Raw genomic sequence first — 11799 nt, 5'->3', positions numbered from 1 at the left:
GTAATTTCATCAAATCTCTAGTGCTCAAAATAGGTGCCATATTGGGTGCCATCTACTTAGACACTTCTAGCAATTTTAATAAACCCGTATAAAATTTAGAATATCGTATTTTATGGCTTTATACATCAAAATAAGTCTTAAGAAATACTAGGCAGTTCGATTCTGCCTCTAACCACCATTTCTTTTTAAATCCCGAATTTAGCGATATTTCAAAGTCTTAATATTTAACAAATGCTATTTAATGATCTTTTAAAATAACCTTAGCACAACAAAACATCGTCACTCACCCCATAAAACCAAACGGCAAGGCAAACATATCATCATCTAGCTTTACAGCTCTGTCTCCAGTGTAAAAGACTATGCCCTTATCAAATTTGCTTTGTAAATTTTCTTTTAGATGGTAGATATGTTTAAAGTCATCTTTGCTGATAGTTTTTGGGGCATGCTCCAGCACGCTAAAATAGCTATCAAAGGTCTTATTATCAAGCCCAGACTCTAGGCATAGCTCGTTTTTGTTAAAGATATTGCCTATCTCTTTGGCGTCTGATTCTATATATATTCTTATATATGAGCTAAGCCAGAGATGTTTTGATTTTTCAGAGGTTATCTTTGTGATCTCTGGGTAGCCGCCGTTTATGATCTTTTCATAATATTAAAGTAGTTACTATAAAAATACACAGCAAGCTTTATCTTTCGAGAAAACCAAATGGCCATAATACCTCCACCATATTTCCCAATTTGTTTTTCAATACAAAAACCCAAACAACCAAAGTGGAATTTTATTTCTCACCCCGACTTCAATATCATCTGCTGCTATGAATGAATTTGGCATATCTTTTATCTGCTCAAAGCTCTTTTTAGCTCCGCCTATTTCAAAGATAAATTTATTACCAACCATAAAATCACCAGCTTTGCCAGAGTAAATTTCAGTGATATTTCCAAGTTGATTTGCAAAAAATGTCTCTCTAACATTTCCTATATCTGGACTATTTATGTACATTAAATTTGTATTTTCAAGGTAAATTTTATCCGCCTTATCCATATTTTTTATAGCTAGCTCGTTTTTCATTAAAAGCCTTATAAGCCCAGCACTATCAAGCATAGCAAGATACTCTTTTAGTGTTCTATCGTCTCTTATATCAACAAGTGATTTTAGACTTGAGTAGTTTGGTTGATATGGGACGTTTGTACTTATGGCATGAGTTAAGATCTTTAGCTTTCTTGCCGTGTTGCCGTTTAAATTTGGATATATGCTTAAAAGATCGCTATCTATCGTAGCTTCTATGCTTTGTCTTAGAGTCTGATAAAAGGCCGTATCATTTGGCATATCGTTATAGTATGGGTAGTAACCCACCTTTAGATACTCTCTAAAAAGTTTAATAACTGCTAGATCTTTTTGCTTTAAGGCGTTATTGATATTAACAGCTATCTCCTGATGATTTGTAAGTAAATTTGTAAGCTCAATAGCTTTTAAATTTATACCATACCTTAGACCTAGATACTCCCTAAAACTCATTCCACTCATCTTATATACTATCGCTCTTCTGCTTAGATCATGAGAGCTTTTTAGCACTTCAAGAGCAGATGAACCAGTAGCTACTATATTTAACTCTTTAAAGTTATCATAGGCAAATTTTAATACAGCAGATATATCTTTGCTTTTATGAATTTCATCTAGGTATAGATGCTTTCCACCATTTAATACAAACTCTCTTATAATCGAGGTTATATCGTTTGATATCTCTATGTCATCTAGGCTTAGGTAAAGACTATCTTTGTTTTTACTAGCCAGCTGAGCTAGTGTAGTTGTTTTACCTATCCCTCTTTGTCCAAGGACAACGATAAGCCTATGGGATAAGTCTTTAGAATCTATAAAGTATCTTTTAAATTTATGGTTATTTAACCTTATAAGGTCATTGCTCTTTAAAAAAAGTTGATCTAGCATATTATCCCTTTATTATGTAATGCAATACAATTATATCATAAAAATATATGGGATAGACTACAAGTATAGTTGATCTTAAAAGCCTAAACGCTTCTTTATTGTAAATGGCTATATACATTTACTTTTATGAAAGAAAGCGAACTTGTTAACAATACTCTTGGGACCATTCTAAAATTTAGGCTCGCCAATATTAAATATCATTACGGAGTTTCTAGTCTTTAAAATCTTGCTCTTACCAGTTTTTACATCTATTTTTGTACTGAACTATTTTAGGCACTAGCAGTGATGCTTTTGTTCTTTCCCTTTCTTTAAAATTTTTTACGATTATAAAAACATCACTCTTTTAATATAATAAAAATAGATTTGCTTTAAATTTTTGTCAAAATATAAGACTACTCAGCGAAATTTAAATACCTTAAAGCAACTTATAAAATAGTTTTTCTTCAAATCACTCCCCAAAACATATTATAAAAATATTTTTGCCATCTTCGTGTTTGTATTTTAGGGTATGGCCGTGCTTTTTAAAAATTTGATTTGCTATGTAAAGTCCAAGTCCAAGTCCAGAATTTGAAGTTTCTACTCTTCTGTTAAACGCCCTATCAAACTCAAGTCTTTCTGGCTCAAGCTCGTCTCCCACGCTGCTTATGTACAGAGCACTTTTATCTATGGTAACGACAACCTTGTCGCTTGAGTATTTTAAGGCATTATCAATCAAATTTTTAACTCCAGTCGCATAAAGCTCAAAATCAACCTCAACAGCGCTTATCTCGTCATCTGCTAGCACCTCTATGCGACTTGTATCTTTTAGTAAAAGCATATCTACCGAGTGATCGACGATGTCTATGACTCGGTGCTTGTTCTTTTTAAGCTCCCACTCGCTCGATACTAGTTTTTCAACCTTGACGACTTCGCCTAGTATCATCTCTAGCCTTATAAAAATTTGTTTTAACCTATCTCCCGCCTTATCGTCTTGTAAAATTTCGGCTATCATATCCGCCATGATACGCCCTTTCATTATCGGGTTGCGAAATTCGTGCAAGATATTGCGTAAAAAGAGTGCCCTAGCCTGTTTTATGGCGTCTATCTTTTGCATAGTCGTGTTAAATTCGCCAGCGATTTGTCCTATTTCGTCGTTTGCCTCTACTTTTATCAGCCTAAATTTATCCTCCTCGCCTGCTCTTCTTATCATATTTTTTAAATTTCTAAGTCTTAGCAATTTTTTCAAAACTACTATAAAAAATGCGGCCATCACGACATTTACTACAAGCCAAAGCACCCAAATGTTATGTGGAGAGATTTCTTCTAAATTTTCTAAAGGTACATCGTTTTTTGCTATCTCATCTTTGCTTGATATATTAAGCCCTGCCGCATCCATAATGCGCGAAAACATTTTTGGATCGATAGAAGAAAATCTAGGCACAAAATAAAACTTTTTGTTATACCTTATCATATCAGCATAGGAGTCGCTAAAAATTTTCTCGCCGCCTATCCTGATCTCATCTGAAGCAAGTTCGCTGTTTTTAAGCCCTATTTGCGCTAGCTGCTTAGCTGCGTTGCCTTTTACTTGTCCTCGTATACGCATACCAAGCATAAAGCGCTGATAGGTAAAGTACTCCGCATCACGCATCTGCCTTTTTGACTCGACAAAAAACGCCAAATTTACCGTAATGAGCGCGGCAAAAAAGAAAAAAGATATGAGTTTGATAATAGATATATTACGCATTGATAAATTTATACCCTATACCGCGTACGGGGTGGATGAAGTGTGGATTTTTAGGGTCGTCACCTATCTTTTGGCGCAAGCGTCCTATGGCCACATCGATGCTTTTTAGCCCACTTTGAAATTTAGCCTGGCCTAAATTTAATAAAATATCCTCTCTTGATACGACTATCCCCTCTTTTTCATAAAGGTAGATAAAGATGTCAAATTCCGCTTTTGTAAGCGCTATGATTTCTCCATTTTTTAAGATAGTGCGTCTTTGTTTATCGATGCAAAAAGTTTTAGAGTCGTTGCCCGCTTGTATCCCTCGGCGAAGTATCGCCCTTAGCCTAAATGCAAGCTCTATTGGCTCATAGGGCTTTGCCATGTAGTCGTCCGCCCCAAGCTCAAAGCCCTTTATCTTATCTAGCGTTTCGCTGCGAGCCGATGAGATGATGATAGGTAGCGACGGGTAGCTATGCCTTACCTGCTTGCACACCTCAAGGCCGTCCATATCAGGCAAACCAAGGTCAAGCACCAACGCATCAAAGGTATTTTTCTCGTTTAAAACTCTAAGTCCCTCAAGCGGGTTTGTGACTATGGCTACGCTTATCTCACTTTTTGCAAGTGCATATTTTAAAAGCTCGGCTAGTTCAAGGTCGTCTTCTATAAGTAAAACTTCTATCATAGTGGTGATTATATCAAATTTTAAATTTTGAAACTAAAAATATTTTTTTAGTTAATGTTACCAAAACCTTACCGTTTTTCGTGAGCCTGCGTGTTATGATTGCGCTCATTGATCCAAGGGGGATGCCATAAAACACAGAGGCTTTGTGTTTTAAAAGGCGTGATTATTCTAGACATATCACTAAATGGCAGAAACTAAAAAGACAAAATTTACATAGCGCGGCATGATCGTAGATGATAATGCGACAAGCCAAGCTTAAAAAGGCGGCATTGTTAAATGCCTAAAAAAGAAATTTAAGGAGTTTAGAGTGAAAACATCTTTTTTAACTATAAGTAAGAGTAAATTTGCTCTTAGTTTGGCTGCGCTTATGGCTATGGCGACCTGTGCTAGTGCGAGCGAAAGCTTGGCAGAGGCTTTGCAAACAAGCACTATAGGCACGACCGTATTTTCATACTACGATATGGACTCAACAGAGTACTTTCCGCCAGCTAGCAGAACAAATAAAATTCGCCAGCACATAGGCGGTTTAGGCGCTGAGCTTAGGTTTTTAACTGACTCATATTATGGCTTTAAGATTGGTCTTACAGCTCAGGGCTTAGTAAATTTTGCTCCGTCAAAGGCTGCAAAAGAGTATTTTGCATACGACTGGAATAGCGAAGGCGTAGCGCTTTCAGAGGCATACTTGGGATATGATAATGAGTATATCGACCTAAAAATCGGTCGTCAGTACTACAACTCAAAATACACAGGCCTCGTGCCACCACTTGTCGCTACAAACACGGACGTGGGTTACAAAGAGGCATTTGAGGGCGTGAGCGCTAGGATAAAGCTTGATAGCATAAATACCGTTATCGGCCTAGCTGATTTTTGGAAATTTGCAGGTAGATCAAGCGCAGTAACAGGCGGTGATCACGGCGCACCAAATTTTAAAGATAGAGTTATCATAGGCGGTTTTGGACCATTTGCTTATAAATTTGACAACATTTTTAACTCATTTGCAACATATAGTGACATCCCAGGCGTCTCGCTCACAGCCGGCTACGCAAATGTATCTGGTCTTGAATACGATGACGCTGCTAACTCAAAAGGCGATATAAATTTCTACTTTGCAGCAGCTGGCTACAAAACGCCTACACTCTTTGAAAACGCGATCGTTGGCATAGACTTTATGTATAAAGGCTCAAGAACAAACGGCACTTTAAAAAAGAATTATGACTTTAACGGCGACTACTATGCAGGTATGATAGGGCTTTATAACGCTTATGGTGCCGACTTTAGATACGCATACTCAACCGTTAGCAAAAACCAGATGTCACTTCAGGGCATAGGAAACGACGTTGGCTCATTTACAGCCACTCCGATCTATGGTCCGTTTTTATTTATGAATTTTGCCGGTATGAATTTACATAAATTTAGCGCAGGCTACGACCTTAGCAACGTAGGCGTCGAGGGTCTTAGAGTAGATGCTGACTACTGGTATGGCAAACAGCATAACGGCAGCAACGTCAGATCAGGTGGCCTTCATGGTCAAGCGCCTGGCACAAGAATAGATGTAAAGGGCTGGGACGTGCAGGTAACCTACAAAGTCCCTGCGCTCAAGGGTCTAAAACTGTCAGCTATCTATGAAACATTAGATAGAAAGCTAAAGTATACAAACGGCGACTCTAATGGCAAGACAAGAGATGAAGAGCTTTGGCTAAGAGCCACTTACGACTTTGACATATTAAAATAAACTTAAAGCAAGGAGTATAAAATGGTAGAAAATAACGAACTATCACGCCGCTCGTTTTTAAAGCGCAGTGGCGCACTCACACTTGGCTCAGTTGCGGCAGGATCAGCGCTGCTAACAGGCTGTGATAACCCAAACAATCACCTCATCCATCCTAAAGATGAGGTCGCCGAGGCACCTGATGTGCCAAAATGGCTAGGTGTTGAGCCCGAAATTTCAGATAAAGATATAAAAGAGACGCTTGAAACCGACGTGCTTATCATCGGTGCCGGCGTTTCAGGACTTCACGCTGCACGCGCTGCTACTGAAAAAGGTGCAAGGGTTATCGTCCTAGAAAAAGCCGGTCGCTTTCAGGTTAGAAGCGGTCAGTACGGCACTTTAGGCAATAAATTTCAAAGAGAGCTTGGCATCAAGTACGACAAACACGCAGCTATCAACGAACACTTAAAGCAGATGGGATACCGCGCCGATCAGCGTGTGTGGAACTACTGGGCAGATCACAGCGGCGAGGACTTTGACTGGATGATAGAGCTTGCTCCTGCGATAAATTTTATGAGAGAGACCGATACGCAGCTTGATAGAAGCAAGATAAATTTAATGCTTATGCACTATCCACTCCCAGCAGCATATGACCCGAGTAAAGAAAACAGCCCAAGCTACCCAACCGTTATGACCTTTTTGCCTAGTCAGGAGCCGATGATGGAGCTAGTTTATGAAAAGTCTATAAAACAAGGTGCAAAGTATATCTTTAAAACTCGTGCAAAAAAACTACTCCGCGATAAAGCAACTGGCAAGATGCAAGGAGCGATCGCGCAAAATATGGCTGATGGCTCATATATCAAGATAAATGCGAAATCAGTGATACTAGCTACAGGGGACTATATGAATGATCACGAAATGGTAAAGACATTTGTGCCATGGGTGGCAAATTTCTTCTGTCCTTTTCCAAATAGGGACTATAAAAATAACCCTACAAATACCGGTGACGGACACAAGCTTGGCACATGGATAGGCGCAAAGCTAGAAGATGGACCTCATGCACCAGTCGCTCACACACTTGGCGGACCGCTTGGTGTTGATGCATTTTTACTAACAAATGCAAATGGAGAGCGCTTTACAAATGAAGATCTAAGTGGTCAGCAAGTCACCCAACCACTCTCTCGCCAACCAGGAGGCTTTGGCTGGCAGGTATTTGACTCTAAATTTCCAGAGCAAGTCGGCCTCATGGGCGTATCGCACGGTAGCGTAAATCACTGCGTCGCACCAGAGGACAATCCAAAGCTTCCGCCTGACTGCCAATGGGCGATAGGCAAAACATCTTATATATCGGTAAAAGATCTTGAAGCAATGCCTGATGTCATAAAAGCAAACAGCATAGAAGAACTTGCCGGTATGCTATACCCTAATAATCAAAAGGCACAAACGCAGTTTTTAGCAACTATAAAACGCTACAACGAGCTATGTGACAAAGGTCACGATGATGACTTTGGTAAGACTGCAAAGAGGATGTTCCCGGTTCGTCACGCGCCGTTTTATGCCGGCAAAATGGGTGTGGGTGCTAGCTTAGTCGTCATGGGAGGCTTTACCGTTGAGCCAAGCACTGCAAACGTACTAGATACCGACTATAACGAAATTTCAGGACTCTACGCCTGCGGTAATGTTATGGGCGGACGCTTTTTGGGAGATTATCCAGTAGTTTTAGCCGGCACTAGCCACGGAACATGCTTATGCTACGGACGCTTAGCAGGCTATCAGGCTGCGGCAAACGCAAAAGGAGTACAAGCATGAGCAATAGAAAAAAATATACGATAATAGGACTAATAGTAGCCGCTATCGTGGGCTTTATAGCGTTTCATCAGATAGAGGCCGCTAGCCACAAGGCTGAATTTTGTATCTTGTGTCACAACATGCAGCCAGAGTACGACTCTTACACAAAAGGAAATTTACTAGCCAAAAAGCATAACGACGCAAACGTAACATGCCACGACTGCCATACGCCAACTATAGGCGAGCAGCTAAATGAGGTCAGGATGTATGCGATGGGCGATTTTGAGATGCCAACAAAACAAAGAGGATTTACAAATGAGCAGTGCACCAGCTGTCATAAGATAGATGAGATCAGGAAAAAGACCGCACACTACGGCCTATCTAATCCACACGAAGGCACTCACAATAAAGACAATGAGATGCTTCAGTGTCAGTCATGCCACGCCGTGCATCATCCGCAAAAGCTAAATACTTGCATGTCTTGCCACCCGATAGACTGGAAGGTAGATAGCAGCTGGAAGATGTATCCTCCTACTAAAAAATAATCTCTCATCCGTCTCATCTGGGGCGGATCTTTCTTTTTAAATTTGTTTTTTGGTGTAAAGGACGCCATAAACGCTCTTTTTACAGGAATCGACGGCTATTTTGCAAGAATATCTTACAAACATAAATTTTAGCCACATGACATCAGAATCGAATTTGCACTAGTGTGGAATGATAAATGCCACAACAAAGTCTTTTAGTTTGATGACGCATATCGTCTTTAACCCCACCAAAATACCTTTCCGCTCATTATCACTATCTACGATCCAGCGTGTGGAAGTGGCGGAATGCTAACCAAGTCTCAAAATTCATCAAAGACGAAAACGGCGAGGTAAAAGCTTAGAAGAGCCGATAAAATGGTGCTTGACAAATAATGTAGTTTTTATATTTGCTGATACCTCAGAAGATATTGAGAGTTCTAGTAATTTTACTTATTTAAATAGAGAAGCAGGAAAAAATAGTAGAATACATAGAAAATGAAATATCCAAAATCGATAAATTAATAAATTTAGAACAAGAGTATATAAAAAAATTAAAAGAGCATAAAGCATCGATAATCGATAGCGTAGTAACAGGCAAAGTAAAGGTATAAAAATGAGTGAAAATTTAATCAATGATTCGACAAAAACATTTAAACCTATAATTTATCAATTCCTAGTTGCATTAGAAAAGTGTTTTCAAATGCAATATGGCGAATCGATTTGGATTGAAAAATATGGTGATGTCACGAGTTCAAGTGGGGTACAAATCGAGGTTAAAGATCATCAAAAGAATTTAACGGATTTAGATCATAACGTTTGGAAAACTTTGAAAAATTGGCTAGATGATAATTTTGATGCAACTAAGTACAAAAATTTGATTTTATTAACAACACAAACAATCAGCAAATCTTCAAAATTTATTGACTGGAATACTAAAAATAAAGACGAAAAATATCAAATACTAAATTTAATAGCAAAAGAATTTAATAAACAAAAAGAGAAATCGGATTTGACACAAAAGCTATTAAATGATGTTTTAAATTCTAATAAAAGTAATAAATTATTAGAAATTTTAGATAAATTTACAATTCAAAGCAAGGCTGATAATGATGAAATTTTGTATAAAAAGATAAAAGAAACTAGAACGGATGGAATTTTAGAAGAAAAAAAGGATGAATATTTAGATTCTCTTATTGGCTATATAATTAATCCTGCAATGACATCTAGCGGATGGGAGATAAAAAACAAAGAGTTCAGACAAAAAACCAAATCCTTAATAGAAACATATACCTCAACAACTAAAATTTTTCCAAAAATAGAAACTCCTTCAATAACAGATGATATTATAAAAGAGCATCAGTCTTATTTATTTGTGCAAAAAATAGAAGATATTGATTATTTTGAAGTTAAAAGCGAAGCAATAAGTGATTTTATATATTCTAGGACAATACTTAACGAGGAGCTAAAAAACTATGAAATATCACGAAAAGAGTATAAGCATTATGAAGATGAACTTCTTAAAAGTTTTCAAGCAAAACGTAGGAATGCTTTGCTCAATGTGAATTCTAGCAATCGTATCAATAAGTCCAAAAAACTTTATAATGATACAATAGGCGAAGCGGCATCTAATTTTTATAATTTTAATGATACGCCAAAATCCTATCGAAATGGTATTTTGCATGAGCTAGCAAACGACAGCGATAATCCAAGCAATATCGTCTGGAAACTAGAGGTGAGTGATGAGTAAATATGCAGATAGTGTTTATAAGATCAACAATAATATATTTGTTTTTACACCATTGTTTGTGGCTTTTTATAAAAATTTAAAGCCAAATCCTAAAAATTTATTATTATCGTATTTAGTTTTACCATTGGTCTTACACAAAACCAGCCAGGAGAAAATTAAAAATTCGAAAACAACAAGTAGTATTTTTACTTTTTTAGATAGCAAAGATAAAAACAAAAGAGAAAATGTTTATGGATTGCCCAAAAGAGTTCAAGATTACAAAGAGATTACAGATCAATGCATTTTATATGCCATTAAAAATAAATGGTTGAAATTAAATGATGATTTATCGGTGGCTTTTTTAAAAGAACAACAAAATAGCATATCGAGTTTAAATAGTGCTTTTAAGGCATCTTCTAAGCTTTGTAATATTTTTAAAAATTTGGATGTGGTTTCTATTTATAAACAATTGGGGGTTAAAGAGCTGTGAAAAGTTACGTCAAATATATTGGGCTAATTGATAAGAAAGATAAAATACATAGTGTTCAATTTACTGCAGGTGTAAATATAATTACTGGCAAATCTTCAACTGGTAAAAGCGCAATTATTGAGATATTTGATTATTGTATGGGAAGTAGTGAATTTAACATTCCATCTGGAGTTATTACGGATAATGCAGATATATATTTTGTAATTCTATCAATTAAAGAAACATTTTTAGTTTTGGCTAGAAAAGAAAATGATAAAAAAATATTTTTAAAAGAAGAATCAAATTTGCCAGATATAAAAATGCTTAACAAGGAGTATTTTGATAATAAATTTTTTATATCAAATAGTGATTTTAAAGTAAATTTAGGACATTATTTTGGACTCGATATAAATGATATAGATGAAGATAAAAGCGTGTCGCAATACACAGGACAAAAGAAGGGTCGACCATCTGTAAGAAATATTATTCCTTATCTAATTCAACACCAAAACTTAATAGCAAATAAGCATTCGTTATTTTATAGATTTGATGAAAATGAAAAGCGAGAACAAACTATCGATCAGTTTAAAATTTTTGCAGGATTTGTTACTCAAGAATATTATATATTAAAACAAAATTTGGCTAATAGCGAAAAACAATTAAAAAAATTAGAGAATGAAGAAAAATCTATAAAAAATCAAATGGAATTTAATAGAAAAAGGATTGACAGCCTATTACTGGAATATGAAGTAATTAGCGGAAATAAACTTTTTGAAGAAGCTTCAAATATTATTCTTTCTAATCCAGCAAATTATATAGATAAGCTTGTCGCTAAAGACATATCCATTAATGAAAATAATGATGAGTCTGTTGAAAAAATACTATCTTTAGAAAAAGAATACAACAAACTATTATCACAAAAAAGAAAGTTAAATTATAAATATAAAAATATTAATTCTTCAATAGACTATGCTAAAAAATATAAAGAAGAATTATTAAACAATCAAGTTATAGCCGAAGCTAGTATCAATGTCGCAACATGCCCATTTTGCACACAAGAGACAAATGTTATTGCTAATGAAGCAAATCAATTAGAAAAAGCTATAGAATGGCTAAATATTGAACTTAGAAAATCCCCATATTTATTAGACTCATTTGAAAGCGACAAAAATAATATCAAAGAAAAAATATCAATTATAGATGAAGAAATTGAAAGCATTAAAAATGAAATTGAACAATTAAAAAATATAAC

The 11799-nt window shown here is 36.2% G+C and carries 10 protein-coding genes; 6 read left to right on the top strand and 4 right to left on the bottom strand.

Annotation, left to right across the window (positions count from 1 at the left end; translation table 11 throughout):
• Window positions 1-283: 283 nt before the first annotated feature.
• From Q0296_RS09380 to Q0296_RS09365, 4 genes are all read right to left on the bottom strand, one after another.
• On the bottom strand, window positions 284-454 hold the full coding sequence (locus tag Q0296_RS09380) for a hypothetical protein (RefSeq protein WP_298039797.1): 171 nt from the start codon (window positions 452-454) through the stop codon (window positions 284-286).
• A 291-nt stretch (window positions 455-745) separates the two neighbouring features.
• Entirely contained in the window at window positions 746-1945 is a 1200-nt protein-coding gene (locus Q0296_RS09375) for an AAA family ATPase (protein ID WP_298039794.1), read from the bottom strand.
• Between the two features lie 448 nt (window positions 1946-2393).
• Window positions 2394-3668, bottom strand: coding sequence for an ArsS family sensor histidine kinase (locus Q0296_RS09370; RefSeq protein ID WP_298039792.1), 1275 nt, complete (start codon window positions 3666-3668; stop codon window positions 2394-2396).
• Window positions 3661-4332, bottom strand: coding sequence for a response regulator transcription factor (locus Q0296_RS09365; protein ID WP_298039790.1), 672 nt, complete (start codon window positions 4330-4332; stop codon window positions 3661-3663). Before Q0296_RS09365 ends, Q0296_RS09370 begins: the two co-directional genes overlap by 8 nt.
• A gap of 307 nt (window positions 4333-4639) precedes the next feature.
• Between Q0296_RS09365 and Q0296_RS09360 the strand changes: the two genes are divergently transcribed.
• From Q0296_RS09360 to Q0296_RS09335, 6 genes are all read left to right on the top strand, one after another.
• Window positions 4640-6064 carry a metalloid reductase RarA gene (locus Q0296_RS09360; RefSeq protein ID WP_298039787.1) on the top strand — a complete coding sequence of 475 codons (1425 nt, stop codon included), beginning with the start codon at window positions 4640-4642 and terminating at the stop codon, window positions 6062-6064.
• A gap of 21 nt (window positions 6065-6085) precedes the next feature.
• A complete protein-coding gene (locus tag Q0296_RS09355; RefSeq protein WP_298039785.1) occupies window positions 6086-7849 on the top strand; it encodes an FAD-dependent oxidoreductase in 1764 nt (587 codons plus the stop codon).
• Window positions 7846-8373, top strand: a complete 528-nt coding sequence (locus Q0296_RS09350; protein ID WP_298039784.1) for a cytochrome c3 family protein — start codon at window positions 7846-7848, stop codon at window positions 8371-8373. Before Q0296_RS09355 ends, Q0296_RS09350 begins: the two co-directional genes overlap by 4 nt.
• A 592-nt stretch (window positions 8374-8965) precedes the next feature.
• Window positions 8966-10099, top strand: coding sequence for a hypothetical protein (locus Q0296_RS09345; RefSeq protein ID WP_298039781.1), 1134 nt, complete (start codon window positions 8966-8968; stop codon window positions 10097-10099).
• Window positions 10092-10568, top strand: coding sequence for a three component ABC system middle component (locus Q0296_RS09340; protein WP_298039778.1), 477 nt, complete (start codon window positions 10092-10094; stop codon window positions 10566-10568). Before Q0296_RS09345 ends, Q0296_RS09340 begins: the two co-directional genes overlap by 8 nt.
• On the top strand, window positions 10565-11799 hold a 1235-nt coding region (locus Q0296_RS09335), incomplete at its 3' end, for a hypothetical protein (protein WP_298039775.1). The genes Q0296_RS09340 and Q0296_RS09335, both read left to right, overlap by 4 nt.

The organism is uncultured Campylobacter sp., assembly GCF_937890585.1.
Classification (GTDB): domain Bacteria; phylum Campylobacterota; class Campylobacteria; order Campylobacterales; family Campylobacteraceae; genus Campylobacter_A.
This window is presented reverse-complemented; position numbering and strand designations above follow the sequence as displayed.